The organism is Armatimonadota bacterium, from assembly GCA_022563855.1.
Classification (GTDB): domain Bacteria; phylum Armatimonadota; class Fimbriimonadia; order Fimbriimonadales; family Fimbriimonadaceae; genus JADFMN01.
Genome location: JADFMN010000006.1, coordinates 101,621 through 125,977 on the forward strand (window position 1 = coordinate 101,621; position 24,357 = coordinate 125,977).

22 protein-coding genes are annotated in these 24,357 nt (G+C 60.6%); 16 read left to right on the forward strand and 6 right to left on the reverse strand.

The features are described 5' to 3' along the window. Positions 1 to 27 precede the first annotated feature (27 nt). Genes IH944_09040 through ribD form a run of 7 tightly spaced genes read left to right on the forward strand, consistent with a single transcriptional unit; the run spans position 28 to position 5,494 of the window. Positions 28 to 549, forward strand: a complete 522-nt coding sequence (locus tag IH944_09040; GenBank protein MCH7904693.1) for a shikimate kinase — start codon at positions 28 to 30, stop codon at positions 547 to 549. Then, positions 530 to 1,540, forward strand: a complete 1,011-nt coding sequence (gene aroB, locus IH944_09045) for a 3-dehydroquinate synthase (GenBank protein MCH7904694.1) — start codon at positions 530 to 532, stop codon at positions 1,538 to 1,540. The genes IH944_09040 and aroB overlap by 20 nt, the downstream gene beginning before the upstream one ends. After that, complete coding sequence (locus IH944_09050; GenBank protein MCH7904695.1) at positions 1,537 to 1,746, forward strand: hypothetical protein; 210 nt, start codon at positions 1,537 to 1,539, stop codon at positions 1,744 to 1,746. Before aroB ends, IH944_09050 begins: the two co-directional genes overlap by 4 nt. Next, entirely contained in the window at positions 1,743 to 3,518 is a 1,776-nt protein-coding gene (locus IH944_09055; GenBank protein MCH7904696.1) for a protein kinase, read from the forward strand. Before IH944_09050 ends, IH944_09055 begins: the two co-directional genes overlap by 4 nt. 5 nt (positions 3,519 to 3,523) lie before the next feature. After that, positions 3,524 to 4,177 carry a ribulose-phosphate 3-epimerase gene (gene rpe / locus IH944_09060; GenBank protein ID MCH7904697.1) on the forward strand — a complete coding sequence of 218 codons (654 nt, stop codon included), beginning with the start codon at positions 3,524 to 3,526 and terminating at the stop codon, positions 4,175 to 4,177. After that, the gene (locus IH944_09065; GenBank protein ID MCH7904698.1) at positions 4,159 to 4,455 is read left to right on the forward strand and encodes a hypothetical protein; all 297 of its coding nucleotides are present in this window, start codon (positions 4,159 to 4,161) and stop codon (positions 4,453 to 4,455) included. Before rpe ends, IH944_09065 begins: the two co-directional genes overlap by 19 nt. Next, entirely contained in the window at positions 4,436 to 5,494 is a 1,059-nt protein-coding gene (gene ribD / locus IH944_09070; GenBank protein MCH7904699.1) for a bifunctional diaminohydroxyphosphoribosylaminopyrimidine deaminase/5-amino-6-(5-phosphoribosylamino)uracil reductase RibD, read from the forward strand. Before IH944_09065 ends, ribD begins: the two co-directional genes overlap by 20 nt. Before the next feature lie 82 nt (positions 5,495 to 5,576). Here the strand turns inward: ribD and pdxT are convergent, their stop codons facing one another. Further along, on the reverse strand, positions 5,577 to 6,140 hold the full coding sequence (gene pdxT / locus IH944_09075; protein MCH7904700.1) for a pyridoxal 5'-phosphate synthase glutaminase subunit PdxT: 564 nt from the start codon (positions 6,138 to 6,140) through the stop codon (positions 5,577 to 5,579). Between the two features lie 190 nt (positions 6,141 to 6,330). Between pdxT and IH944_09080 the strand changes: the two genes are divergently transcribed. Both IH944_09080 and IH944_09085 read left to right on the forward strand, forming a co-directional pair. After that, positions 6,331 to 7,302: an arginase gene (locus tag IH944_09080; GenBank protein MCH7904701.1), complete on the forward strand. Its 972-nt coding sequence runs from the start codon at positions 6,331 to 6,333 to the stop codon at positions 7,300 to 7,302. A gap of 12 nt (positions 7,303 to 7,314) precedes the next feature. After that, positions 7,315 to 8,277, forward strand: a complete 963-nt coding sequence (locus tag IH944_09085) for a KpsF/GutQ family sugar-phosphate isomerase (GenBank protein MCH7904702.1) — start codon at positions 7,315 to 7,317, stop codon at positions 8,275 to 8,277. A gap of 8 nt (positions 8,278 to 8,285) precedes the next feature. Here IH944_09085 and rpmA read toward each other — a convergent pair whose 3' ends face one another. From rpmA to IH944_09100, 3 genes are all read right to left on the reverse strand, one after another. Continuing rightward, complete coding sequence (rpmA, locus tag IH944_09090) at positions 8,286 to 8,546, reverse strand: 50S ribosomal protein L27 (protein MCH7904703.1); 261 nt, start codon at positions 8,544 to 8,546, stop codon at positions 8,286 to 8,288. After that, the gene (rplU, locus tag IH944_09095) at positions 8,546 to 8,863 is read right to left on the reverse strand and encodes a 50S ribosomal protein L21 (GenBank protein MCH7904704.1); all 318 of its coding nucleotides are present in this window, start codon (positions 8,861 to 8,863) and stop codon (positions 8,546 to 8,548) included. Before rplU ends, rpmA begins: the two co-directional genes overlap by 1 nt. Before the next feature lie 72 nt (positions 8,864 to 8,935). Further along, positions 8,936 to 10,858, reverse strand: a complete 1,923-nt coding sequence (locus IH944_09100) for a GGDEF domain-containing protein (protein ID MCH7904705.1) — start codon at positions 10,856 to 10,858, stop codon at positions 8,936 to 8,938. Between the two features lie 52 nt (positions 10,859 to 10,910). On the opposite strand from IH944_09100, the gene IH944_09105 reads away from it, so the two are divergent. After that, entirely contained in the window at positions 10,911 to 12,770 is a 1,860-nt protein-coding gene (locus tag IH944_09105; GenBank protein MCH7904706.1) for a hypothetical protein, read from the forward strand. Between the two features lie 326 nt (positions 12,771 to 13,096). Then, positions 13,097 to 13,522: a 30S ribosomal protein S18 gene (locus IH944_09110; protein ID MCH7904707.1), complete on the forward strand. Its 426-nt coding sequence runs from the start codon at positions 13,097 to 13,099 to the stop codon at positions 13,520 to 13,522. Here IH944_09110 and IH944_09115 read toward each other — a convergent pair. Next, positions 13,519 to 14,472, reverse strand: coding sequence for a DUF3187 family protein (locus tag IH944_09115; GenBank protein ID MCH7904708.1), 954 nt, complete (start codon positions 14,470 to 14,472; stop codon positions 13,519 to 13,521). The two genes, IH944_09110 and IH944_09115, sit on opposite strands and share 4 nt — an antisense overlap. 121 nt (positions 14,473 to 14,593) lie before the next feature. Here IH944_09115 and IH944_09120 point away from each other — a divergent pair, with 121 nt between their 5' ends. The 4 genes from IH944_09120 to IH944_09135 are packed head-to-tail and all read left to right on the forward strand — an operon-like array spanning position 14,594 to position 21,329. Next, entirely contained in the window at positions 14,594 to 14,848 is a 255-nt protein-coding gene (locus IH944_09120) for an AbrB/MazE/SpoVT family DNA-binding domain-containing protein (GenBank protein MCH7904709.1), read from the forward strand. Beyond that, positions 14,848 to 16,170 (forward strand): TolC family protein, encoded by a 1,323-nt coding sequence (locus tag IH944_09125; protein ID MCH7904710.1) that lies wholly within the window; start codon positions 14,848 to 14,850, stop codon positions 16,168 to 16,170. Before IH944_09120 ends, IH944_09125 begins: the two co-directional genes overlap by 1 nt. Further along, the gene (locus IH944_09130) at positions 16,167 to 17,621 is read left to right on the forward strand and encodes an efflux RND transporter periplasmic adaptor subunit (protein ID MCH7904711.1); all 1,455 of its coding nucleotides are present in this window, start codon (positions 16,167 to 16,169) and stop codon (positions 17,619 to 17,621) included. The genes IH944_09125 and IH944_09130 overlap by 4 nt, the downstream gene beginning before the upstream one ends. Before the next feature lie 3 nt (positions 17,622 to 17,624). Further along, positions 17,625 to 21,329 (forward strand): efflux RND transporter permease subunit, encoded by a 3,705-nt coding sequence (locus tag IH944_09135; GenBank protein MCH7904712.1) that lies wholly within the window; start codon positions 17,625 to 17,627, stop codon positions 21,327 to 21,329. A gap of 6 nt (positions 21,330 to 21,335) precedes the next feature. On the opposite strand, the gene IH944_09140 is transcribed toward IH944_09135, so the two are convergent. Next, complete coding sequence (locus IH944_09140; GenBank protein ID MCH7904713.1) at positions 21,336 to 21,974, reverse strand: hypothetical protein; 639 nt, start codon at positions 21,972 to 21,974, stop codon at positions 21,336 to 21,338. A gap of 54 nt (positions 21,975 to 22,028) precedes the next feature. Here IH944_09140 and IH944_09145 point away from each other — a divergent pair, with 54 nt between their 5' ends. Then, positions 22,029 to 24,350, forward strand: a complete 2,322-nt coding sequence (locus tag IH944_09145; protein ID MCH7904714.1) for an endonuclease MutS2 — start codon at positions 22,029 to 22,031, stop codon at positions 24,348 to 24,350. The last annotated feature ends 7 nt before the right edge of the window (positions 24,351 to 24,357 follow it).

A 24,357-nucleotide genomic window follows, 5' to 3' on the forward strand; every position in this document is an offset into this window, starting at 1 on the left:
GCCGCCATTTCTTTCACTTGAAGAAGCATGGATCGCTGCCTTGTTCTCATAGGAATGATGGGCGCTGGCAAGACGATTGTCGGAAGAACGCTCGCTGCCAAGTTTGACGTGCCGTTCCGCGACACGGACAAACTGCTGGAGTACAAGCTCGGTCGTCCGGTGCATCAGCTGTTCCAACTGTACGGGGAGGCCGCGTTCCGTGCACAGGAAACGTCCGTCCTAAGCTCGATCCAGGCGCACCCGTCGGTGCTTGCAACTGGCGGTGGAATCGTCATGCTCGACGAGAACTGGACGGAAATCCGCCGAATCGGCGTTTCCCTTTTCCTCGACGTGGACGTGGACGTGCTGGTCCGTCGGCTGCGGACCGCTAAGAAGCGCCGGCCGCTGCTCGAAGTGCCAAACTGGGAGGAGACCGTGAGAAACATGCTGAATACACGACGGTCGCAGTACGAAAAAGCGGACATCGTGTTGAAACTAACCGACGAGCCGTTCGAGCAGGTCGCAGAACTGGCCATCCAGGAGCTATCTCGTGCTGACGGTTCGGCATAGCGGCGGAAGCTATAAGGTCGTGCCGACCGACGTCAAGTCGGTGTTGGCGAGCCTTGGGTCAGAGGACTTTGTCATCAGCGACACGAATCTGATCGAGCACTACGAGCTGCCCGAGAGTTCGTTCATCGTGCCCGCAGGCGAGCGCAGCAAGAGCCTGGCCCAGTTCGCCGAGGCGACGTCGTGGTTGGCCATGCGCGCTCGCCGATCGGCCAGGGTCGTGGCGTTCGGTGGAGGAGTCGTCGGCGATCTGGCCGGTTTCGTCGCTGCCACGTTCATGCGCGGCGTAAAGCTTCTACAGGTACCCACAAGCCTGCTCGCGATGGTCGACTCGTCGGTCGGCGGCAAAGTTGGCATCGACTTGCCGGAAGGAAAAAACCTGGTCGGTGCGTTTTGCCCGCCGTCGCGCGTAGACGTCCCGCTCGACGCCCTGCTCACCCTTCCCGAGCGGGAGTTCTACAACGGCTGTGCGGAGATTGTGAAGTACGCGGCGATCATGGACTTGAGTCTGCTGGAACGGCTGGAATCGACCGGGCTGGCGCCAGACAGTCCGAATCTACAGGAGGTCATCTTCCGCTGCATCGACCTAAAAAGGCAGATTGTCGAGCAAGACGAATTTGAGACATACGGGCAGCGAGCGACCCTCAACTTCGGGCACACCGTCGGGCACGCGCTGGAGACGGCGCTGGCGTACCAGGGCGTACTGCACGGCGAAGCGGTCAGCATCGGAATGGTGGTCGAAACGCGCTTGGCCGAGCGACTGGGTGTTGCGAAGGACGTTTCGCCGAGGCTGGCAGCCGTCCTTCAGACGTTCGGCCTGCCAACGAGCCTTCCAGACGACCTCGACATCGACCTGGTTCTTTCGATCATGAGTCGCGATAAGAAGGCGAGTGGAAACGGAGTTGCCTGTAGCCTCGTTAGTGAGATTGGGGCGTGTAAACTGCACACAGGTATCGCAGAGAGCGATATCAGAGCTGTTCTAGAGAACGCATGAGGTTGATTCGAGCGGTTACGGGGATCGTGATATCGGTAGGTCTCGCCGTGGGCTACGGCGCCAGCCAGTGGGCGCTCTACAGCAATCAGACTGTGGAGTACGCCCGCCGCGTCGACGGCAACGTGGTACAGGCGTTGGCGCTGGCCGCGCTGCTCGTCGCGATCGTGTTGGTCGCACTACCGGATCGAAACGGTGAGGACGCATGATCGGGGCTCTCTTACGGACGCGCTACGAGATTCTCCAACAGATCGGCGACAACCCGATCATGACGACGTTCATCGCCCACGACAGGGCTCGCGACCGAAACGTCGTCCTCAAGGTCATCAAAGAGAAGTACTGCAAAGAGCATGAGTTCATCTCGGAGCTTCTCGACCTTTCAACGCAACTCAAGAGTATCGATGAACCTGGGATCGCAAAGCTTTTGGACATCGAGCAGGATGACGGTCGATGGTTCATGGTTTGCTCGTACCTGCCAGGCAGCTCGGTCTACGATCGCCTCAAGCGGCTGTCTACACTAACGCAATCCAGCGCTTTGACGGTTATTCGCCGAGTGCTTGAAGCGCTTGTTCCGCTTCATGAGAAAGGCCATGTTCACGGCGACATCAGTGCGCGCAACGTTGTGGTCGGAAGCTCTGACGAAGCGGGGCTGTTGCTGCCGGGAGTATGGAGGGCGTACTCCAGCAGTGTCGCGGCAGGAGTCGAGATGCTGCCGCTGATCGCTCCGTACTTGGCTCCGGAAGTGACGATGGGCGGAATGCCGTCGCCGCAGAGCGACGTCTATGCTGTCGGGGTTCTACTATTTGAGATGTTGGCTGGATGCAGGCCGTACGGAGGAAAGACGCCCGCTGAGATCGCCACGCAACACGTTTCATCGGAGTATCCATCGCTGACGCGACTCAACACAGCGGTCCCGATGCCGCTTGACGAACTCGTCAAGAAGGCGATGGCAAAGAAACCGGGTGATCGGTACTTCAGCGCGAAGGCGATGCTGAACGACGTCAAGTTGCTCGAAGACGCTTTGCGGTTCGGGAAGCGGCTCACCTGGCCGCTGGATCCGCAACCCGAAACCGCTGCAGACGAGCGCGTCGGGCCCAGGTTGAACGTCGTTCGAGACCAGGAGGCTGAAAAGAAAATGGCGAAGAGAAGAGCGAGCGCGCGCGGCGAGGGCGTGCCGAGATGGATGGTCGGCATCTTCATCGTGACCGCGTCGTTTGCTATCGCGGCGATCGGAGTGCTGGCGTATAACAACTTGACCAAGCCCAAGATCCTGACTGTGCCAAATATCATCGGGATGACCTTTGCCCAGGCGACCGCGGAGCTCGATGAGATGGACTTGAAGCTCAAACGAGTCAAGCAATCTCCGTCAGATGAATACGCCGTCTACGTAGTGATGGAAGTTTCGCCCAGCGTTGGGCAGGACATTCGGCAGTTCTCGACCGTCAATGCGGTTGTGAGCACGGGCTCAAACTTCGTCGAAGTGCCCGATCTCACAGGGATGACGCCGGCGGAGGCCCGAAGGCTGCTGGCGTCGATGAACCTAGCCCTGGCAGCGTTCGTCGAGACGGTCTACGACCCCTCTGTACCCGAGGGCACGATCGTCAGCCAAAAACCTAAGGAGAGAACCAACGTCGAGAGGCAAACGAAGATCGCTGTCCAGGTCAGCACGCACTCCAGGTCCGTGATCGACGCGCCGCCGAGGGCAGACTCGAATATCTACACCCTTCGCTGGCAGTTGCCCGATAGTCCCTTTCCGATCATGCTGCGGGTCGACGTGGAAGATGTGCTAGGCACGCGAACCGTGCACCAAGAGATGTACGAGCCCGAGGAAAATATCTCTCTGGATATTGAGGCGTACGGACCGAAGGCGACGTTCTACATCTACTACGACGGCGTACTTGAGAGCCGCATCACCCAAAGTGCCAGGCCCGACGAGGACGATGACGACGGAGATAATGCTGACGAGGATTCGGTAGATTGACCGTGATGCATCCATCGATAGCGCCCTCGATTCTTTCCAGCAACCCGGGTGAGTATCGCCTCGCGGTTCGCGAGATGATCGCCGCCGGTTGCGATTGGATTCACTTCGACGTGATGGATGGCCAGTTCGTGCCGCCGATCACGTTCGGTGCAGACCTCGTGAAAAGCTTGCGGGAATTGGCGGACACGCCGTTCGAGGCGCACCTCATGACGCTGACGCCGGAGAGGCACGTGAGCGCGTTCGCGAACGCGGGATGTCAGCGGATTATCTTTCACATCGAGGCGACGGATCATCCACATCGCCTGTGTCAGACGTTGCGGGACGCTGGAATTCAGGCCGGAATCGCCCTGAACCCGGGTACGCCGGTGCAACTCCTCGAGCCACTCATCGAGGCGATCGATCTGGCGCTCGTTATGACCGTGAACCCCGGATGGGGCGGTCAGGAACTGATCGAGGAGTGCTTGGACAAGGTGCGCGCCCTGCGGGCGCTCGCGCCTGGACTGGAGATCGAAGTCGATGGCGGAATCGAGCCGGACAACATAGGGAGAGCCTGGGCAGCTGGGGCGAATACGTTTGTCGTAGGCAGCTACCTGGTGCGCGGCCCGTCGATTCCCGCCGCCATCGAGGAGTTGAGAGCTGCATGTTCCTCAAAGTCCTGACGACGACGTTTTTCTTGTTCGGAATCCTGCTTCTGGTGGCGTGGCCGTTCGTGATAGGCCCTCAGCCTGACGCGGAGTTGGGGAAGAACGTCCTTGCTGACTACGCGGTGAAGATGGCTTTCTACATCCTCGTTCTGAGCGTTGCCTGGATGGGTGCGGCGGTGTGTGCCTGGCTTCTGACGCGCAAGCTGCGAAAGGAGCTCGCCGGCCGCCGAACGGAGAATATGCGGGGTCTCGTGGAGGGCACTCTCAAAGATCATGGGCGAAAGCAGAAGTGAGCTGATGCGCCGTGCTGTGGAGCTCTCGCGAGGTGGCTTTCCAGCTCCGAATCCGCACGTCGGGTGCGTGATCGTCGCAGACGGCGAGGTCGTTGGGGAAGGATTCCATCACTACGCAGGAGGAGATCATGCGGAGGTCGTCGCACTACGGTCGGCTGGTGAGCGTGCGCGAGGCGCTGAGATGTACGTCACGCTGGAACCGTGTACGCACCACGGGAGGACGCCGCCGTGCACGGACGCGATCATCGCAGCCGGCGTCCGCCGAGTCGTCGTTGCGGTGCTCGACCCAAACCCGAGCGCGGACGGTGGCGTGAAGGTGCTGCGCGATGCCGGGATTGAGTGCGAGGTCGGCTTGCTCGGCGAAGAGGCGACGGAGGCCAACCGCGTTTTCATCAAAGCTCATCAGCGCCAAAGGTCGACCGTGTACGTCAAGGCCGCAGTCACCGTAGACGGGTTCATAGCGAACCAAGACGGCTCGAGCAAGTGGATCACGGCAGAGGACGCACGGGCAGAAGGGCATCGGCTTCGTGCTCAAATGGGGTGCGTTCTGATCGGGCGTGAGACAGCCGAGATCGACAATCCGATGCTGACAGCACGCATACCGGAGGTCGTAAACCAGCCGCTGAGGGTCGTGCTCGACCCGAACAGAAAGTTGAAAGATTCCTTGCGCGTCTTCGATAGTGAGACGCCAGCTTTGCGCGTGGTCAGGCCCGGGCTGGGCGGCGAGAGCACGCTCGAAGTCGAGCACACGCACGAAAGCGGGTTCGATCTAGACTCCTTGCTGGGCAAGCTGTTCGAGCGGGGAGTGATTGGCGTGCTCGTCGAAGGCGGCGGCGAGACGATCGCCTCGTTTCTGCGCGCCGGGCTGGTCGATGAAGTACATCTGTTCAGATCGCCCAAGGAGTTCGGCAAAGGGCGATACTGGCTAGGCGAAAGCCCGCCGCTCGTGAAGCTGAACGAAGTCCGCCGGACGAAGCTCGACGTGGACGAGTACGTCGTTTGCGAAATTGTGGAGCGCGCCGTGGAACAATCGCCTTGACCATAATGTCTTATTGCATGTAAGTGGTAGGTTCCACCCTCTCGACAAACAGGCTCCGTCCCTAACCCTTAGGGCGGAGTCTTCAAACTCCTAGAAACCAGGAATGGAATCTGTCGTCGCCCGTCAGTTCAGGATGGAACGCCGTCCCGATCCGGGATTCCTGTTTTACGGCAACGACTTGTCCCTGATACTTAGCCAGGACTTCGACCGCTTCGCCGAATTGCGTGACGATCGGAGAGCGGATGAACACCGCAGTCAGCGGATCGTCCATTCCGGCGATGGAGATATCATCCTCGAAGCTGTGAACCTGCGCGCCGAAAGCGTTGCGCTCGACCGTGATATCCAGTATCCCCAGCGTGTACTGATCACAGTCTGAGACTCGCTTCGCCATCAGAATCATGCCCATGCACGTGCCCCATATCGGTGTGCCAGAGGACGCGGCTTCGATGAGCGCATCTCCGAGCCCGAACCGGTCCATTAGCTTGCCGACCGTTGTACTCTCCCCTCCCGGAATCACGACGCGATCTACGCCAGCGAGTTGATCGGGCGTCTTGATCAGCGCAACATCCGCGCCGCACCGCTCGAAAGCGGCCTTGTGCATCTCGAAGTCGCCCTGCAGAGCGACGACCCCGACCGTTTTCGCCATGCGGCCAGTTTACAGCGCGAGCACCGGCTTCGGTTCGAACTTGAGGCTTCAGTACTTGGTCTAGGGCGTCGATCGCTCGGCCTTCGCAAACCGTCCATTTGGCTGCAACAAAGCTGGACAGCAAGCGATCGTATGGCGTGGCCCTGCGCCGTCGCCATCACGAACCGCCCTGCGGGAGTAGAATCGAGCCATGATCGAAGTGATCGGGGCTCCGTTCGACCTCTGTGGCCGGAAACCCGGAAGCAGGCTTGGGCCGGTCGCTATGCGTCTGGAAGGGCTGCTCAAGGGGCTGACAGCGCTTGGGCACGAGGTCCTCGACACAGGCCCCGTAGCTGACGTAGATGCCTGGAACCCGCAGGACGCGGAGCAGCGGTACACCAGCGCGAACGAGGTGTACCTTGAGATCCAGGAGCGGGTCGGTCGTGCGATCGAGCGATCAAGCGTGCCTCTCGTCATCGGCGGCGACCACAGCATATCGATCGGTTCGGTGTCCGGTGCGCTGCGGCAGTACGGTAACGATTTGGCAGTGCTGTGGATCGACGCGCACATGGACCTCAATACTCCGGACACTTCGCATTCTGGCAACCTGCACGGCATGCCTCTCGCGGCGCTGTCTGGGCTGACTACGAACGTCAAGGGGGCCCTCGGCACGGAATGGGCCGCGCTGGTCGAGGACGTGGTCGGGTCTGCGACCCTTGGGCCGGATCGCATCTGCTGGTTGGGTCTGCGCGACGTCGACGAGGGCGAGGTCTCCAATATGCGACGACTGGACGGCAGCCTGGCGCTGACGATGCAGGACGTTGACGAGCTAAGCGTTATCGGCGCGATGGAGCAGGTCGACGATCACGTCCGCAACAGCGGCGCCCGGGCGCTTTGGGTCAGCTTCGACGTCGATGCGCTCGATCCGATCTTCGCGCCGGGTACCGGAACGGCGGTTCGCGGAGGCTTCACCTATCGCGAGGGGCATCTGATCGCCGAGATACTCCACCGGATCATGAGCGATCCTTCGAATCCGTACCGATTGGCTGGGCTCGACGTAGTCGAGGTCAACCCGCTGATCGACATGGGGAACCAGACGGCGAGGATAGCCGTCGGTTGGGTGCACAGCTTGTTCGGCAAGACGATTCTGAATCCCGACGACCCCGGTCGATCCGAGCGGTAGACTCTTTTACGAATGTGCCTCGATACCTTGCGCCGAGTGCTGAGTGAAGAAGCCGAGGCCATAGCCCGCCTAGGCGACAGCCTCGATGCGTCTTTTTCGACCGCCGTAGACTGGATGGTCGCTTGTCCGGGCCGCGTCATTGCTTGCGGGGTGGGCAAGAGCGGCCACGTCGCGCGAAAGGCTGCCGGAACGCTGGCGAGCACCGGGACGCCATCGCTGTTCCTCCATGCGACCGAAGCGGTCCACGGCGATCTCGGGATGGTCACCAGGAACGACATCCTTCTGATCTTCACCTACAGCGGCGAGACGGACGAAGTCGTCCGCCTCTTTCCATCCTTCAACGACATCGGCGCCAAGACGATCGTCATCACTGGAAGGCCCGACAGCAGCGCAGGAAGGGCCGCTGACCTGGTGTTGAACGTCCGCGTGAGGAGGGAGGCGTGTCCGAACAACCTCGCGCCGACGACGTCCACGACGGTCATGATCGCGCTCAGCGACGCTCTGGCCGTAGCTGCGATGGAGAAGCGGAACTTCGGCGAAGACGACTTCGCCAGGTTCCACCCAGCTGGAACGCTCGGCCGGCGGCTCGTCCTGCGCGTGTCCGACGTTATGCGTGTCGGGGCAGACGTAGCGATCGTACGGGCAGAGACGCCGATCGTAGAGGTCATGCACTCTATTACGCAGGCAGGCGCCGGCGGCGCTTGCGTGGTTGACGACGAACAGCGGCTCGTAGGCTTCATCAGCGACGGCGATCTGCGCCGGCACTTTGAAGAGAACGACCAGCCGAGGAAGGCTTCTGCGAGCGACCTGATGAGCGGAGCGCCGAAGACGATCGAAACCGACCTGCTGGCGTTTGAGGCGCTTGAGGCGTTTCAGAACTTCCCGCAGAAGATCGGTGAGATGCCGGTCATCGCCGACGGCAAGTTGGTGGGACTGTTAGTCCTCAAAGACCTGCTGCGAAGCGGGATAGTGTAGCGGCGACGTCAGGAGGCTTGCGCGGCGTAGACGCTCACCCGTCTCCGTTTTGTCGGCCCTTCAAACTTCACCTGGCCGTCGATCATCGCGAAGATCGTGTGATCGTTTCCCATGCCGACGTTGTTGCCGGGGTGCAGCTTGGTTCCGCGCTGCCGCACGATGATCGTGCCGGACTTGACCACCTCGCCGCCGTACCGCTTCACTCCGAGGCGGTTCGAACGCGAGTCGCGGCCGTTGCGGGTCGATCCCTGTCCTTTCTTGTGAGCCATTACTTTCCTCCGACGACGGCCAGCACGCGCAAGTGGGTCTCAGACTGGCGGTGTCCCCAGCGCTTGCGCACGTTCTTCTTCGCCTTGTACTTGAAGCCGATGATCTTCTTGCCCCGTGTCTGTCTGACGATCTCGGTCTTGACCTTCGCGCCAGGGACGTACGGACTGCCGATCTTGATCTTCTTGCCGTCCTGAACGAGCACGACCTGGTCGAGCTCAATCTTGCCGCCTGGCTCGCCGTCGAGCTTTTCTACGACAAGGATTGCGTCCTTCTCGGCTCGATACTGCTTTCCACCAGTCTGCACGATTGCGTACATAAGAATTCCACCGGCGCCCGTGTGCGAGCGCGATGCGCGAAGAACCATTATGACAGAGCTTGAACCGCCAGATCAAGCAACGTCCTGCATCTCGATCACGGCAGCTAGGATATCTGGGTCGAACCGCCCATCATCGGAGGTATTTGCCGTCGGATCGCAGCGCAAAACTGCGGCTAGCACGTTCAGAATCCGCCCGACGAGGGGGATCCCCTCTCCGGCAAGACCCAGCCGACCAGACCCGTCAAACCGCTCGAGCGAGGCCTCCAGCGAGTTCAAGACCGAGGCCTCGACGCTCCATCGGCTTGCGAACTGCTCTCGCTCATCCTCTGCGGTTGCGAGGTAGACAGGCAGCAGCAGACAGGCAGCATAAACCTCGCTCCGTTGGTCCTTTGACAGGTCTAGCATGGACGAGAGCACTTGTACGATTGGCTTGGCGTCTTCGGCGAACGCCGTGCCCGCTGCTGCTTGTGCACCGCCAACCGAGGCGAGAACCGACGCGACGCCGTGTCGCTCCACAAGCTCGCCGTACATGCGGGTGCAGTTCCTTCCGCTGCGCTTCGCCTCGTACATCGCGTCGTCGGCAGCCTTCAGCAGAGAAGCGGCGTCTTCAGCGTCCTCAGGAAACGTGGCGAATCCCAGGCTTGCGGTGATCCGCCGAGGGTCCCTCCCAGGTCTGGCAAACTCGACTTGCTCGATTCTCTTTCGTACTCGTTCTGCGGCGTTCCGCGTCGAAGCAGCATCGCTTCCGGGCAGAATGAGCGTGAACTCTTCGCCGCCGTATCGAGCTGCCATGTCGTACTGTCGGACTGAATCCCGCAAAACAGTTCCGACGATCCGCAAGACTTCGTCGCCCGCGTCATGTCCCTCCTCTTCGTTGAAGACCCGAAAGTGATCGACGTCGATCATCACGACGCCAAGTTGACGGCCTTCCCGCCTTGCCTCTGTCAGTCGCGCGTTGAGGAACTCCTGCATAGTCCGGTGGTTCGCGATTCCCATCAGCGGATCGAACGCCGCCAACAGCTCGATACTCTCGAACAGATTGGCGCTGTTCAGTGCGAGCGTGAGGTGTTCCCCTACGGTTTCAAGCAGATCTTCGTGGCGCTCAAGTGAACCGCTCGCCTCGCGGCCGACCAGTTCGAGTACGCCGATGAGCGTATCGCCGTGAATTAGCGGCAGCACGATGATCGCTCCTGGGGGGTCGTGACAGAACTGCGCTTCGAGTCCTTCGGTCAGCGAGCTCGATCGAGCGTCCTCCAAGACGAGTTTCTGTCGCGTGCTGGCGCACAATTCAGCTACGCTGCCTCTTCCATCCACTGTGTCGAGTTGCTCGAGCGCCTCCATCTCCGACGTGTTCACACCGACGGTTGCTGCGAGCCGCATCGGCCCGTCGGCAGAACCCCTGACCCACAAGAGCACCGCACCGAGATCCAGGGTGGACTTGATCGCGTGAACGGCGGACTGGGCGAGAGGCTGAATCGTGTGATTCATGCTGAGCGCGTGCCCGATGCTTTTGAGGGCCGTTGCCGAACGGGCGTTGGCCGAAGCCGCCTCTCTGGTCTTGCTCTCTTCGCTCGCTTCGCAGATCAGTAGCAGCGCCTCGGTCGTGCCGTTGTGCCGTAGCGTGGTGGCGAGGTACCGGAACCCGTTGTAGAAGACGTTTCCGGGCGCTCCCTGCAAGGCGTCCTCAACAATGGCCCCAATCGGCGTAGCCAAGACTCCATCCGGTGCAGAGGCGTCATCTACCCCGTGTGAAAGCCCCCACGTGCAGCGGACGAACCCCGTCGAGTCCACGACTGCGACGCCTATCGAGCTCGGGTCGAACAGTGATAGCAGGCCGGGGTACGGCAGATCGAGTACGATGGAGCGTCCGTCGGGAAGGCTCAGGACGCACGGAAAGCCGATCGGCGCTTGGCCCGTATCGTTCGTTACAGGGGTCATGCCGACGTTCTGAAGCGCTTCTATGAGCGGATGGAGATCGGAGCGAGAGTCCAACATTCTGATTTTCGGGCGACCTAGGCGGCATCAGAAGCCCTGCCCAGTGAGAAACATGACCCATTTTTTGCGTCTAACGACCGTGGTCCACAAATTGATGCTCCTAGCTGGCTTCGTCGGCTGCGCAGTCATGTTTGGCTGCGGTGGCGGTGGCGGCGCCGGTGCAGGCGGCGGAGAGGGCGGTCTTACGGGGGGCTGTGCCGTCGGCGCACCCCTCGGGGTGATCGAGTACTCCACGGTGTGGGGCGCAGGCGTTCCGTCGGTCGCGTCGCAGGTTCTGCAAGTTCTGGACGCTGACGGTAGCGCGGTGCGGACCGAGGCATTGAACCGGCAGGGGGCGAACAGCTCGCAGAAGACGGTAGCGAACGTGACCCCAGGGATTTACGAACTGAGGGTCACGCTGTACTCTTTGGAAAACGCTGGCGGCGTGATCATCGGCGTCGTCTCAGTCGTTGTCGAGCTGTGCGGCGGCGCGCAAAGTCCCGCTGTCGTGAAAACGACGAGCGCGAGGCAGGCGACGAAAATCACTGTCGCACCGAGTCAGCACACCCTTTCGCAGCAGCAGAGGCAGCGGTACATAGCCACGCCGAGGGCGGCGACGAACGAGGCGGTGTTCTTTCCGACCGGCTCGATAACATGGTCGGTGCTCGGCGGCATCGGTGACGTCACAACCGACGGCGACTTCACGGCAGTCAACGTCGGCGATGGGAGCGTGCGCGCCGAAACGTCTTCGCCACCATTGGCTGGTGCGGGCTCGGTGACCGTCGAAGAGTTCATCATCACGACCACGAAGTGGACGATCCTCGTTTTCCTGAACGCGGCGAACAACCTTGCGCCTGACAGCGAGGACGACGTCAACGAGATGGAGCGCGTCGCGGCGAACTTAGATGTTCGGTTCATCGTGCAGTGGAAGCAGTCCCGCGACGTGACCCCCGGAGCGTCGTTCGACGGCGTTCGGCGATACCTGATCAAGCCGGACACGTCACCAACGATCGTCAGCGAGCTGCTGCAGTCGAACTTGGTCGATGGACAGGGCAATGCGCTCGACATGGGCGACCCGCAGGTACTCAACGACTTTCTCGTCTGGGCGAAGACGTTCTATCCTGCGGACAGGTACGTGCTAGACATCTGGAACCACGGCAACGGCTGGCGGCGGTCACTGGACAATAGGGGTGGTACGCGGGGGTTTAGCTACGACGACCAGTACGGATCCTCGATCGAAATCTGGCAGCTCGATCAAGCGCTTGCCGGGCAGCATTTCGACGTGCTGTGTTGGGACGCGAGCTTGATGCAGATGCTGGAGGTCGCGTACGAGGCCCGGACGTACGCTGACTACATCGTCGGCAGCGAGGAGAGCCCGCCGGCTGCGGGGTACCCGTACGACGAGGTGTTCGATGTCTTCAGAGACAACCCGGACGACACCACGGCGAACCTCACCAAGGGGTTCATCGACGGGATGCTCAACTACGAGCCGTATCAGTTTCGAGCGATTACGCAGAGTTCGCTGGACTCGAGCAAGCTCACCGCGCTGGCCGTGTCGATGGACACGTTTGCGCAGGAGATGATCCTCAACAGGACCACGATAGCGACGGCGGTCCAGAACGCGCGCGCCAACGCCCAGAAGTACAGCCCTACGTCGTTCCGGGTGTTTCGCGATCTCGTGGGCGTTTGCCTGTTGCTCGAAGCGGACGGCTCGGTACCGGATTCGGTGAAAGCAGCCGCTGCGGACGTGCGGGCGAAGGTCGCTGACGCGATCGTGTGGGAGGGGCACAACAACGAATATTCGCCGGGCAGCAACGGAGTGTCGATTGACTTTTCGTCCTGGGAACAGTTTGGGCCCGGCAGTACCGACTATCGGCGGCTCAAATTTGCGCAGGACACGTGTTGGGATGAGTGGCTGGTGATTGCTCCTTGATTAGAAGTTAGAAGGGCCGGCTGCTGAGGCCGGCCCTTTGGGGCTGGGTGTATGCAATCGGAGGCTGGGATTCCTCCTCAGGGTTGTATTTTCGCGTTTAAAAATCAGCGTCTGATCTCCTTGTTCCAAAGGCGTTCGTCAAACCCGCTCGCGTTCCTACCGGGTCGTGTCGCGCGAACCTGGATTCAGGGACAATTGCGCGCGGGAATTTGCTTGCTCGCACAGCACCCTTGCCAGCCTTACAGCTGGCCCGGTGCGCGATGAAAGAGCCTGCGCCTGTGCTATAATCTCGCCTTGGCGAACCTTTCTGACGCCGTGTTTGGACCATGAGCGACGAGATTAAGAGCGAAGAGCAGCAAACGGCTGACGCCGAGGCTGTCGAAAAGACCGAGGCTCCCAAGGCTAAAGACCAGGAGGCCAGCGCGCCTGCCGATAAGGAGGGCGAGGCCAAACCGGCTGACAATCGCTCAGGAGATCAGCGCGACCAGCGATTCCGTCGCCGTGGTCGAACCCGCGTCAGCTACCTGACCATCAACAAGATTTACAAGATCGATTACAAGGATATCGATCTTCTGAAGCGGTTCATCACCGAGCGCGGCAAGATCCTGCCTCGGCGGCAGACAGGCAACACCGCGAAGCAGCAGCGCACTGTCGCGAGGGCGATCAAGCGCGCCAGGGAGATGGCGCTGTTGCCGTTTGTCGCGATCGACGCCTCGAACGAGCGAATCAGCAGACGCCCGCGCGACCGCTAGTTCGTGACGGTATAGACGATCCCGATCGTCAAGTCCGGCCCGATCGTCGCCCCTCCGGGGAACCGCGCCCACCGAAAGTTGCCGTCCTCGCTGATATACACCAGCCAGCGCTCTCGTGCGGACGTCCAACGCTGGTAGCCCAGCGACATGACCCTGTGATCTGCGTCAAGCTCAGGGATTCCGCCGATAGTCGGCGACTGCTCGGCGTTCCACTGCAGCGTCAGCGCCTCGACCGAGGTCAGCTGCCAGGTCAGTGCAAGCGACGACGACAGCACCATGCTCCTTGGTCGAGAAAGCGCCGTCCCGCGACCCTGCGCCGTCCATCCCAGGGAGCCGTGCAGGGTGAGCCTCGTCGATAGCGGTACGGAGCCGTCGAGAAACAGTCCTGCGTCCACGCCGCCGCTGCCGAGCAGCTGCGATGCGTTGCCGGTCGGCAGCTCAACGGCAAATCGGATCAGCGTCCCTCGCCCTGGCGTCCAGCCGACTCCGACTGCGATGTCTCCGATCCCGAACGCTGAGCCGAACGGGCCGTCCGAGCCGAATTGGATGATTGAGCGCCCTCTGGGAGTCCCGTCTCTCAAGGCGTTTCGATCTCCTAAGATCGAGTTGTGCCACCAGTCGATGACGGAATCCAGAAACCCTCCTCCGCGGTCTGGCAGCGGCAGCACGACGAACACCTCGGTTCCGTTCCCAACGCCCCACGTGCCGAGCAGCTCCCACCGGCTCGTCTCGGCATCTTCATCTATTGGGCCCACTCGCCGAAACTCGTTGGCCACCACCAGCGAATAGACCACTGACTGCTCGCCAAGCTTTAATCTGCGCTCGCTCGCCGGTGGCAGGCGGAGGTAGATGAGGCTGGCTGATCGATGGTTGCGTGTGGGGATCGGATCGAACAGTTGAGCGGCCGCTATGGCTGGCCAGAGAAGCAGTAGCGGCAACAGTCGTCGCATCCGATTGAGTCTACCGGTGCGGGTTCTAGGCAGCGGCCGTGCAGAAGTGCGTCGATGGTCTAGAATCATGTGCAATTGATATGTTAAGTGTGAAATATATGATTTCGAGGAGAATGTGAAAGTGAGCCAAGTAAAACCTGACGACTGCTTCTACGGATCGACCACTGTCGGCGAGCGGGGCCAAATAGTGATTCCGGCCGAGGCGCGCGAAGACCTGGGAATCCGACCAGGCGACAAGCTGCTTGTGATGCGCCACCCGGTCTACAAGGGCCTGATGATCGCAAAGATTGACGCCCTGAAGGGGTTTCTGGACGAGTTCTCCAGAGGGCTGGAACTACTCGACTCCGAAGTCGAAACCAGGGAGGAGAGCGGCTAGTGTTCGTCTTGTATGGGATCGCTGTGGCGATGAGCCAAGCTCAGGTGCCGCAGCTATCGCTGGAGCAGGCGCTGGAGATCGCGGCGAGCAACGCGTTTTCCGTTCGTCTCGCGACGGCCGATAGCGATCGAGCGCGCGAGCAAGCGAGCGAAATCGCCGGGCGGCTGAGTCCGTCGCTGAGGTTGACCGGGTCGTATATCAAGATCGGCGGCGCGATCACCGGCACGAACTCTGGAAATGCAGGTGGCGGCCTCCTTCAGGTGCCGGCAGTAGCATCCTCTCCGACGGATTTCAAGCAGTTGGAGTTGACCGTTACGCAAGTGATCGATATCCTCGGCGTGCAACGGAAGGGGCTTGCGGCGGCGCGGATGGCGCACAGAGCAAGCGAACAAATCGTTCAGGTTGAGAGGAACTCACTGAAGGAAACGGTCCGCCAGCAGTTCTTTGGGGTGTTGCAAGCCCAGGCGCTGGTCGCCGTTCAGCGTGACGAGTTGGAGAGCGCAAGGGCAAGGACGGCGAACGCCAAGATCCGATTCGAGTTCGGCGCCGTCAGCAAGTTCGACGTTCTCAGGTTGGAGACGGAGGAGAAGCGGAGCGAACAGGCGCTGTTGGACGCTGAGGCGAACTTTGTAATCGGCAAGCAAAACCTCAACAACGTGATCGGGCGCGCGGTTCAGACTGAGTTTTCGCCGGGAGAGGTCGCTGGCGTGCCGACGGTTCGCGTTTCGCCGGATAGAGCGGTCGAATTGGCGTTCCAACGACGCCCGGTACTGGCCTCTCTGGAGTTTGCCCGAAGTTCGTCGCGGCTGACCCGGCAGATGGAGGAGGGAGCTCTGAAGCCTTCTCTGATGATCAGCGCCCAGTTCCGCAGGATTATCGATCCCTTGCCCGGGCAGCCGGCTAACGGTGCATTTGCGCTCGTGTCGCTGAGCTTTCCGCTTCACGACTCTGGCGCGACCAGATCGCGCGTACGCGCGGCGCAGGATGCCGAGGATCGCATTTCGATTCAGGTTGAGCAGGCGAAGCTTGCGATCTCCCTGGACGTGCGGAGGGCGATAACGCTAATGGAGACTGCCGGCAAGGCGCACGACGTTGCGTTGAGCGGATACGAACTGGCAAGAGAGGCGCTGCGATTGGCGCAACTTCTGTACGACGAAGGCGCAGGAATACTGCTGGATGTGACGACGGCGCAGTCGGAGCAGACGCGGGCACAAGCATCCGTCGTGACGACGCGGTACGAATTCTGGAGGGCGTACGCGGCTATTCAAAAGGCGGTTGGCATTGATGACTTGCGGGAGTTGGCGATGGAGGTGACGAATTGAAACTAGGACGATTCTTTGTAGTGATGCTGGTTGTAGGAACGGCCCTCGCTGGCTGCGTCGATCGCAAGGCACAGGAGCAAGCGCGTGATACCGAAAGCCTGATCAAAGACCCAACGGTGTTGGTCAGCGTTATGACCGTCGCCAGCGCGGCGGTCGAGGATACGCTTGAGGTGACGGGCAGCATCCAGACCTCGGAAGACGTGCAAGTAAGCGCAAGCGTTTCCGGCCTGTTGGCGGCCGTTTACGTCCGCGACGGAGAAAACGTTTCCGCTGGCCAGATCATTGCGCAGCTCGCTGACAACGACTACCGCACGCAGGTAATGCAGGCACGGGCGCAGGTAGCGGTCTCGGAGTCTGCGCTGAGCCAGGCTGAATCTGACGCGGCTATCGGTCCGATGAAGAGCGCGGCGACCGTGGAGGCCAGCGAGTCGAAGCTTGCGCAGGCGCAGGCCAAGCTTGACAAGCTCGTTGCAGGTTCTCGCCCCGAGGAGAAGCGGCAGGCGCAGGCGATGGTCGATAAAGCGAAGTCAGACCTCGACACGGCTCTTTTGGCACGAGACAGGGCACGCAGGCTGAAGGCAGAGGGTGCGATCTCACAGTCCGACTTGGAGCAGGCCGAAAACGCCTATGCCTCTGCGTCGAGCGCGTACGAATCAGTGGAGCAGGGGCTTGAACTCGTGCTGAACTCGTCCAGGCAAGAGGACATCGTCGCTGCGGAGCAAGAGGTGCGCGCCGCGACAAACCAGGTTGCGATCGACGAAGCGACTCAGCAGCTCGACGTTCTCTTCGCGCAGCGGGTGCAGTCGGCGAAGAGCAGTCTTGAGCTAGTGCAGCATACGCAGCGACGAGCGGAGATCGCGCTGGCCAGCACAAAGATCTATGCGCCGTTCGCCGGTCGGATATCCGGGAATCCGCTACAGGCAGGCGCCTACGTCTCACCAGGCGTGACGATCGCGCGGATCATCGGCGTGAGCGGTGCGTACTTCGAGGCAGAGGTGCCCGAGTCGGACATCGCAAAGATCGAGATCGGCTCTGTGGCGCGCGTTGTGATCGGAGCGCTTTCTGAATCGGAGATCAACGGCACGGTTTCGGCGGTCAACCCCGTAGCGACCGAAACGGGGAGGCTGTATCTCGTGCGGGTCGCGCTCGGGCAGCTGCCAGCGCAGATAAAAGCTGGCATGTTCGGCAGGGCGATGGTCGTGATGCAAACGCGAGACGGTGTGCACGTCGTGCCTTCGGACGCGATCATCCGCCGCGGAGACGACGCGTTCGTGTTCCTGATGGACGGCGACTCTGCAGTTCGTGTATCTGTCCAGCTCGGGCCATCCGCTCAAGGCTCAACGGAGGTCCTCGGTCTTTCGGACGGCGACGTGCTCATCGTCAAGGGGCAAGATCAACTCGGTGACGGAACGAAGGTCCGGCTGCAGTCCGCAGCAGATTCTGCGGAGTAGTCGATGGGGATCACGAAGCTCGCGATAGAGAGGCCGGTCTTCATTCTGATGGTGATGGTGCTGATCGTGATGATCGGCATCATGGGCTACCGCAGCATGCGGCTAGAGGAGAACCCGGACGTCTCGTTCGGAATGATCACAGTTTCGACGAGCTATCCGGGCGCTGGCGCCGAAGAGGTCAACAACCTGTTATCGCGAGAGATCGAGGAGTCCATCTCAGGAGTAGCCGATCTAGTCGAGGTCACCAGCACATCGCAGGAAGGCGTGTCAGTCGTCGTACTGCAATTCGAGGTCGGTACTGACATGGATGTTGCTTTGAACGACGTCCGGTCCAAAGTCGATACGATCTTGGGCGAACTGCCGGACGCTGCGCTAAAGCCAGTCATCGAAAAGATTGATACGACCAGCGAACCGATTCTGTACTTCACGATCAAGAGCGACACGCACAACAATCGCGACCTGCGAGATCTAGCCGAGAACGTATTGAAGGACCGGTTTGCGCGAATCCCCGGCATCGCGAGCGTAGGAGTTGACGGCGGAGACGTCCGCGAGATACAAATTCAGATCAAAAAGGACGCGCTGATTCGGTACGGGATCGGCATTCTCGACGTGCAACAAGCCGTCGTTGCCGCATCGCTCAACGTACCCTCGGGTCGGATCACGTCGGGCGCGCAAGAGTTCACCGTCCGGGTAATCGGTGAATTTCAGACTCCGGACGACATCGGAGAGATGTATCTCACAATCTCTGAAAGCGGACCGGACGGCGCCACGCGCAAAATTCAGCTGAAGGACGTCGCCACTGTGGTCGATGCAAACGCAGAGCGTAGAACGTATGCCAGGCTCGACGGCTCGGATTCTGTCACGATCGTCGTCCAGAAAGCTAAGCAGGGCAACGCTGTCGAGATTGCTAACGCAATTCGACGCACTCCCGTCGCCGGTTTCCCGAACATGCTCGCGCAAATGGAGGACGAGCACGACGTTGAGTTCGTAGTCACGCGCGATTTGGGAGTGAATATCAAGGACTCGTTGTTCGACCTGCAGTTCGCGCTGTTCTTCGGAATCGTGCTCGTGACGGGCGTCGTTTACTTGTTCCTCCATAACGTCCGCGGAATGCTGATCGTGGCTATAGCGATCCCGCTTTGCATCTTTGGCACGCTGATCGTGCTGTGGGCGACCGGTTTCACGATCAACAACATGACGATGCTGGCGCTGTCGCTTGCGGTCGGCGTGCTGGTCGATGACGCAATCGTCGTCATTGAGAACATCTACCGGCATCTGGCCATGGGCGAGGAACCGGTCGAAGCTGCGATCAACGGGCGCATGGAAATCGGTCTGGCGGCGATCGCGATCACTCTCGCCGACGTCGTCGTATTCGTCCCGATTGCGTTCATGGGCGGGATCGTCGGACAGTTCTTCAAGCCGCTGGCGATCGCGTTTGCTGTGACGGTGCTGTTCTCACTGTTCGTCTCGTTCACGGTCACGCCGATGCTGGCGTCGCGCTGGTACCGCAAGGACGAGGACTGGGAGCATCCGAAGGGTCCGTTCGCCGAGTGGTTCGAAAGAGGCTTCGGCAATTTCAAAGACGGTTACGGCAGGGCGCTCAAGTGGTCGCTCAATCATCGTTGGTATCTTTTTGGCGGAGGATTTGCGGCGCTCATCTCTGTATTCCTCTTGATTTCGACCTCGGGGATGAAGAGTCCCGGCGACGTGTTCGGGAGCATGTTCCTAATGGTGCTCTTCGCGATCTCGATCGTGCTTGCGATCGCAGTCTTTACCATCACGTTCTTAAGAAACGTCTGGTCGCTCAAGAGACGGCGGACAGTTTTCGTAGGAAGCATGGTCGCGCTTGCACTTGCCTGCGTGGTCATCCTGCCGATGCTGCCTGACGAAGTCAAGAGTAAGATTCCCTTTCATATCGCAGACATGCAGCTGCCAGCGCTTGCGATCATTGGACTGGTTTTGGGCTGGCTCGTCGCGTTAGTCGCTACTTTCCTCTATGCACTCATAGCCAACTTTAGACCGAGACATGCTAGATATACGACTCTAGTCTCAGGCTTGGGGTTTGTTAGCGCTTTCGCGTTGGTAGCTGTTGGCGGCCAACAGTTTGGAGCTTGGAAGGATGAGTCCGTATTCAAGTTTGCGTTCATGCCACCGACTGATGGGGGCCAGGTCGAGATCGGAATAGAACTGCCTCCTGGATCAACGCTCGCCGAGACAGAGGCAGTGGTCGCTTACGTCGAGCAGATAGCCATGCAGCATCCAGAGGCAGAGTACGTTACGTCTGGAGTCGGGCGGCAATCCGGCGGCGGTTTCTCGGTCGGCAGCACCGGTACGAACTACGGGCGTATCAGCGTCAACCTGTACGGCAAGAAGTCGATCATCGATTCGCTGATGTTTTGGAAAGAAAGTGACGAGCGGTTGCGTACAGTCAGCGACACTTCTGTCGGGGGGGAACTGTTGCAGCAAATTGGACGTTATCCGGGTGCCAAGATCACGGTTGCGGCAAGTAGCGGACAGGCGTTCGGTCGGCCTATTCAGATGTCGTTTCGGAGCAACGACGGCGAAGCGCTGATCGGTACCGCGACCGATATTCGAGATCGACTTGCGCGAGGCGAGATCGATGGCGTCGTTTCACCTGACATGTCGTCCAAGCCTGGCAAGCCTGAGTTTCAGGTCTTGCCACGACGTGCGCGCATGGGCGACGCGGACATCACAGTCGCTGAGCTGGGCGCCGCCATGCGCGTGCTCTACGAGGGCGACGATCAGGCCAAGCTCCGCGTGCTGGGCCGCGAGTACGACATCCGCGTGATGTTGGACGTCGAAGACCGGAACGACGTGAACGTGCTCCAGCAAGTTCCCATTCGATTCAGCGACGGTCGCCCAATATATCTGTCGGAAGTTGCGACGATCCGGCGCGCTCAAGGCGTCGACAAGATCGATCGGCGCGACCGAGTTCGGGAGGTTCAGGTAAGCGCAGACCTGCTGCCGGGGTTCGCAGCTGGAACCGTGCAGCGAGACATCGACATTTGGATGGAAGAGCAGGGTCTGATCCGCGACGGCGTCGAGTACAAGCCACTGGGGCAGGCGGACATTCAGGCCCGGGAGATGGGGTATCTGTTCGGCGCGCTCGGGCTGGGAATCGTGCTCGTCTATATGCTGCTGGCGTCGCTCTACGACAACCTCATGTACCCGTTCATCATCCAGCTCGCTCAGCCGCAGGCGCTGGTCGGCGCGATTCTGGCGCTGATCATCACCGGCAAGACGCTGAACATCGTTGGAATGATTGGAATTATCGCACTTGTTGGACTGGTCGGCAAGAACGCGATACTTCTGGTTGATTACACGAACACCCTTCGTGCGCGTGGGCTTGAGCGGTTTGATGCTCTGGTCGAAGCGGGTCGCACGAGGCTTCGACCGATCATGATGACCACGCTCGCGCTGATCTTCGGCATGCTGCCGGTCGCGCTGGCGATCGGACGCGGATCGGAGTTCCGCGAGACGATCGGCATCACGATCATCGGCGGAGTGGCTCTCTCGACGGTCCTCACCCTGCTGATCATCCCTTGCTCGTACTCGATCTTCGACGATTTATCCGAGAAAATCCGTGGAAGGATGCGTCGCGATGAGCCCGGAGGTCCGCCGGATCGTGGAACCCACGCGCCGGATCTGGAATCAGAAGCGCAGGCGGCTTCCGGCGTCGAAGGATAGCGGCGCTTACTCGTCGAACTCTAAAATGAGCTGTGGACGGAGCTTCTCTTCCGCAGATCGCGAAAAGAACTTGTACAGTGCGCCGTCGGCGCCTTCCGGCGCGATCGACGACGTCAGTGCCAGCGCGATGACCTTCGACTTCCCAGAAGCGGCCTTCGCAAGCGCAGCGCCAAAGTCGACTTCGCCTTTAAGCAGGTTGATCTCTATCGCGAACGGCTCGCCGTCGTCTGACGGTCTTGCTGACTGTTGCCCGACGATCGCTTTCTTGCCGGATTCCGGCGTATAGGACGCCGCCGAAGCGAACGACCACCGCTTTTCATCGAAACCTGACTCAGCCATCCGAACCTCTAAGGGGCTGTCTCGCGATTCGCCGCGAGTAAAGCCGGCGTCCGCGTCGTGCATCAGCCGCAGCACGGCGCTCTTCAACTTCTTGCCGTCGATCGATATCTCGCTCAAGTCGAATTGAAGCAGGCTGAAGGAGAACCCGCCCATCTCGATATCGCCGACCGAATCGACGCCGTCGCCCCACGCTCGCAGGTAGAGGTCGTCGGTCTGATCGACGGCGTGCGGATACACCCAAATATCGTCAGTCGGTTCGAGGGTCTGCGGCGCCATCAGGGCCAAAACGAGCAGGCAACTGGTCACGCTGTCCATTGTACGTCGAACCTGGCGACGCTTGCTCTGCCACAATCAGGCTTGATGCACGCGCTGGACACACTCGAGTTCGACGTGATCCTCGAACAGCTGGCGAATCACTGCGATACGCCGGTTGGTCGCGAGCGTGCGGGCGGGTTGCTTCCGTCGTTCGACGATGACGAGGTCTGGCGTCTGATCGGCCTGACGGAAGAGGCGCTGGAGCTGCTTGATGTGCAGCCGATTTCGTTCTCTGGGATCGGCGATGTGGCGCAGGCGGCTCAGCACGCTGCAAAGGGCGGCGGAATCGACGGAGCCTCGCTGTGGCGCATCGGCGAGTCCCTCAAGGTCATGCGCGCGGTCAGAGGCACGCTACATTCGAGGCGCGATGAAGCGGAGAAGTTGTGGGCCATAGGAGAGCATCTCCCCAGCCTTCCGGAGCTGGAGTCCAGGCTACTGACTAGCCTCGACGGGGATGGAAGCGTCAGGGACGAGGCCAGCGCCGAACTCCAGTCAGCGCGAGGGCGGATCGGAAGCCTGCAATCTCGGATCCAAGACGGAATGCAGAAGTTTGTGTCCGGCAAGTTCAGAACTCTGCTCAGCGACCCGCTGTTCACGCAGCGCTCGGGCCGGTACGTGCTGCCGGTGAAAGCAGAGAACAAAGGCAAGATCAAGGGCATCGTGCACGACGTGAGCGCCAGCGGGCAGACCGTGTACGTCGAGCCGGAACAGATCGTCGCGCTCGGCAACGAACTGCGCGAAGCGGAAGCCGCAGAGAGGGCAGAGGTCGCGCGGGTTCTGTCGGAGCTCTCTGAGATGGTAGGCGACTGCGCGGAAGACGTCATCCTCGGCTTGGAACTCTCGGCGGAGCTTGACTTGATCTTCGCCAAGGCGCGCTACGGCGCGGGTTCGGGAGGTGTGATTCCGAAGCGCGAGAAGGGCACGTACCTCCGGCTAGAGCTTGCGCGCCACCCGTTGCTCGACCGGAAGACGGTCGTGCCGCTGACGATAGATTTTGGTCGCGAGCACGACGCGGTGCTGATCACCGGGCCGAACACCGGCGGCAAGACCGTCGCAATCAAGGCCATAGGGCTGAGCGTAGCCATGGCTCAGAGCGGGCTGATGCCGACGGCAGAGGCGGTGCGGCTAGGAACTTTCACACAGATTTGGGCCGACATCGGCGACGAGCAGTCTATGCAGCAGTCGCTGTCGACGTTCAGCGCGCACATCAAGAACATTGCAGCGGCAATAAAGCACTTGGTACCGGGCGCGCTGGTGCTGCTCGACGAACTCGGCGCTGGTACCGATCCCGCAGAAGGAGCTGCTCTGGGCCGCGCGATCCTGCTGAAGCTCCAGCAGGGCGGCGCTTGCGTCATCGCCAGCACGCACTACGGCGAACTAAAGCTATTTGCCGAAAACACGGATCGCTTCATGAATGCGTCCATGGAGTTCGATCAGAAGTCGCTGAGGCCGACCTACAGACTGATGGCAGGAGTGCCCGGATCGAGCCACGCGATGACGATCGCAGAGCGATACGGCGTGCCAAGCGACGTAATCGCGGAGGCGATGTCGGGAGTCAGCGAAGAGGAGCTGGACGTGGCCAAAATGATCGAGAGGCTGGAGGTCGCAGAGAGGCGGGCGCGAGGTGCGCAGAGCGAGTCCGACCGTCTGTCGGCAGAGCTTCGAGAGCTCAAACGCCATGTGGAGGCGCGGGAGAGCAAAGCTCAGCAAGCGATAACCAACGCACGAGCAGAGGCGGCCGAAGAGATGCAAGACGCGCTTGCTGAAATGCGCGAGGAGACGAGCGCCGTGCTCGATACGTTGAAAGCCAGCGGTTCACAGCGCGAGCTCGACGAGGCGAGAGAGAAGTTGAAGCGCATTCAAGCTGAGGGCGCTTCAGCGGTCGAAGAGTTCCAACCCGAGCCTGAGACTCGCGAGCCGCTCGAAGTTTCGCCAGGGATGTCGGTTCGCGCTGTGAATCTGAACCAGACGGGAGTCGTTGTTGGCAAACCTCGGGGCGGCTCGGTGCAAGTCCAGATCGGATCGATGAAGATAACGATTAAGCTGAATGATCTGGAGGAGGTCGTCGAGCGCCCCAAGGCGCGCCGCTCGTCCACCGGGATGCGCGCGGAAAAGAGCTTGTCGGTCAGCAGGGAGATTCATTTGAGGCGAAAACGGGCCGAGGACGCCAGGGAAGATCTGGAGAGGTTCATCGACGACGCCGTACTCGCCGGATTGTCCAGTGTGCGCATCGTACATGGAAAAGGCGGTGGCGCACTGCGTAAACTGACGGATGAGTTGCTGCGCCGCCACTCAGCCATCAAATCGCACAGGCTCGCAGATGTCTCTGATGGAGGCGACGGAGTGACCGTAGCACAGCTGAAGTGAACCTATG

Coding starts and splice junctions, on each gene's coding strand:
- IH944_09040 (MCH7904693.1), top strand. CDS start 28: ATGGATCGCTGCCTTGTTCTCATAGGAATGATGGGCGCTGGCAAGACG.
- IH944_09050 (MCH7904695.1), top strand. CDS start 1,537: ATGAGGTTGATTCGAGCGGTTACGGGGATCGTGATATCGGTAGGTCTC.
- IH944_09055 (MCH7904696.1), top strand. CDS start 1,743: ATGATCGGGGCTCTCTTACGGACGCGCTACGAGATTCTCCAACAGATC.
- rpe (MCH7904697.1), top strand. CDS start 3,524: ATGCATCCATCGATAGCGCCCTCGATTCTTTCCAGCAACCCGGGTGAG.
- IH944_09065 (MCH7904698.1), top strand. CDS start 4,159: ATGTTCCTCAAAGTCCTGACGACGACGTTTTTCTTGTTCGGAATCCTG.
- ribD (MCH7904699.1), top strand. CDS start 4,436: ATGGGCGAAAGCAGAAGTGAGCTGATGCGCCGTGCTGTGGAGCTCTCG.
- pdxT (MCH7904700.1), bottom strand. CDS start 6,140: ATGGCGAAAACGGTCGGGGTCGTCGCTCTGCAGGGCGACTTCGAGATG.
- IH944_09080 (MCH7904701.1), top strand. CDS start 6,331: ATGATCGAAGTGATCGGGGCTCCGTTCGACCTCTGTGGCCGGAAACCC.
- IH944_09085 (MCH7904702.1), top strand. CDS start 7,315: ATGTGCCTCGATACCTTGCGCCGAGTGCTGAGTGAAGAAGCCGAGGCC.
- rpmA (MCH7904703.1), bottom strand. CDS start 8,546: ATGGCTCACAAGAAAGGACAGGGATCGACCCGCAACGGCCGCGACTCG.
- rplU (MCH7904704.1), bottom strand. CDS start 8,863: ATGTACGCAATCGTGCAGACTGGTGGAAAGCAGTATCGAGCCGAGAAG.
- IH944_09100 (MCH7904705.1), bottom strand. CDS start 10,858: ATGTTGGACTCTCGCTCCGATCTCCATCCGCTCATAGAAGCGCTTCAG.
- IH944_09105 (MCH7904706.1), top strand. CDS start 10,911: ATGACCCATTTTTTGCGTCTAACGACCGTGGTCCACAAATTGATGCTC.
- IH944_09110 (MCH7904707.1), top strand. CDS start 13,097: ATGAGCGACGAGATTAAGAGCGAAGAGCAGCAAACGGCTGACGCCGAG.
- IH944_09115 (MCH7904708.1), bottom strand. CDS start 14,472: ATGCGACGACTGTTGCCGCTACTGCTTCTCTGGCCAGCCATAGCGGCC.
- IH944_09135 (MCH7904712.1), top strand. CDS start 17,625: ATGGGGATCACGAAGCTCGCGATAGAGAGGCCGGTCTTCATTCTGATG.
- IH944_09145 (MCH7904714.1), top strand. CDS start 22,029: ATGCACGCGCTGGACACACTCGAGTTCGACGTGATCCTCGAACAGCTG.